We start from the raw sequence: 2,170 nt of genomic DNA, 5'->3' as shown, positions 1-2,170 counted from the left end.
AAGATCGACATCCAAGCCGACGTTACCAATGTTGGGATAATCAGTACGCAAAGTAGGAACTCACGAACCGTACGGCCCTTAGAAATGCGCGCTACGAACATACCGAAGAATGGTGCATACGCAACCCACCATGCCCAGTAGAACACAGTCCAACCATGCAGCCATGTTGTGTCTTCACGACCCGCACTTTGGCTCAAAGCTACGATGTTTTTCACATAGCCCGTTGCCGCAGTCGCCACAGAATCAAGCACTGTCGTAAAGTTCAATACAGCGATAAGACCAAGGAATACGAACGCTATAACCATGTTCAGGTTACTTAGGAACTTAACACCACCGTCCATGCCACGCATAACAGAGATGATCGCCAAACCCATAATCAAAACGATAATAGATTGCTGAAGGTAGATGTTGTTTTCCAAGCCAAACACGTGGCTAATACCACTTGCTGCTTGCGTACCACCTAGGCCCAATGAAGTCGCAAGGCCAAACAGAGTAACCAGTACCGTTAGTACGTCGATCACATCACCTGTTTTACCCCAAACTCGTTCACCCAGTATTGGGTAAAACACAGAACGCATTGATAGCGGTAAGCCTTTGTTGTAAACAAAGTACGCTAGACAAAGCGCCGTCATGCCATAGATAGCCCATGCATGAAAGCCCCAGTGGAATACGGTTGCACCAAGTGCCAGTTCACGGCCTGCTTCTGTAAAAGGTTCCGCATCTAATGGTGTTCCGAACCAGTTCGTGAAGAACGCGGTTGGCTCAGCAACACCCCAGAAAATAAGCCCGATACCCATACCGGCTGCGAATAACATCGCAATCCAAGATGACATCGAATAGTCCGCCGTCGCATCTTCGCCACCTAGACGAATCTTGCCCAACGGTGAAAATGCTAGAACAACAGCAAACGCTAGCATGATGTTAGCTCCCCACATAAACAGGAAGTCAAACTTTGATAAAACAGCACCCTTAATAGAATCAATAGCAGCTTTAGCGTCTGCTGGAGGAAGAGCAAGAAGAGTGATGATGAAGAGAAGAGATAAGCCTACTGAGGCTATGAAGACGGTGTTGTGGACATCCATGCCCCATTTACTGACGTTATCTTGACCAACTTGATAGTCAGTAGAATCGATACTGTATTTTTTTGATTTAAAACTCATAAATTATGATGTTCACATATCCGAATCAACGAATATAAGGACGCTCTCCATATCCAATTACTACTTGATTGGCTCGCCGCACCACCTAAATAGAGGCGATAAAAATCACAATGGTTGGTGATAAATGGACTTACTGGCTCAATCCCAAGGCGCGCATTATAGCACAGGTCGAAGCATTTTGACTGAGTTTTAGCTCAATAGTTACCCAGACTACCATTGATAGTGATAGTTAACCCAATAAAAGCAGAATAAAACAAACAGAAAAAAACATTAAAATACAACATGTTAAATTAAAATGACGCACCGTAAAATCTCATGCAAACTTTCTACAGATAATATTAACAATAGCCTGATTTATTTATAGCTCTAATAAAAAAGCCCCGCTATAGGGGCGGGGAAATTACCAAAGGTAAAAGAGAAATCAGTATTTAAATGTCAGTGCTATGTCTTGCTACGCTTCTCGCCACAGAACTGCACATTTCAAAGGCAGTACATTAAATCGCGAAGCAAAAGCCTAGGTTGTAATCTTCGCCATTCTTTTCAGTGAACTCTTTATCTTCACTCGAGGCGCTTGGTCGGCCGCTTTCATCACCCTTCACTAAGCTAACCCAGTGGCGAATACCAGAAGAGAGGTTCGCTTCAGTTTGGCCAAACGTGGTGCATGTCTCTAATTGAATGTCTTCGATGTTCACCAACTCTAAATTACCAGTTCCTTTGCGAGCACCTATCGTCACTTCAACATGGGTACCGCTCTCGTCTCGAAATAGAATTGACGATGGTTTAGATTTATCACCCGCATAAGCGACAAAGTGCTTCGCTCTTTTCAAGCCGGTGTGCTCGCCGTTTTTGAAGTAAACCTGAACATGTCGATAATCAATCTCGTAGCTCACTGCATCTTCGTGTGAACCCGCCTCTAAAGGGAATAGAGTATCAAGCAACTGTTTCGCCATTTTTTGTTTTTCGAGTTGCTTGTCTGCTTTCACCATTTCTACGGCAAAGACAGCTTCAGC

2 protein-coding genes are annotated in these 2,170 nt (G+C 44.1%); both read right to left on the bottom strand.

The window, feature by feature from the left end:
• A partial coding sequence (locus AB4653_RS19620) for a BCCT family transporter (protein WP_372105072.1) occupies window positions 1-1,160 on the bottom strand: 1,160 nt, incomplete at its 3' end.
• A gap of 494 nt (window positions 1,161-1,654) precedes the next feature.
• The coding region (locus AB4653_RS19615; protein WP_372105070.1) for a hypothetical protein at window positions 1,655-2,170 on the bottom strand (516 nt) is incomplete at its 5' end.

This window comes from Vibrio sp. 10N.222.48.A3 (assembly GCF_041475345.1).
Classification (GTDB): Bacteria; Pseudomonadota; Gammaproteobacteria; order Enterobacterales; family Vibrionaceae; genus Vibrio; species Vibrio tasmaniensis_A.
This window is presented reverse-complemented; position numbering and strand designations above follow the sequence as displayed.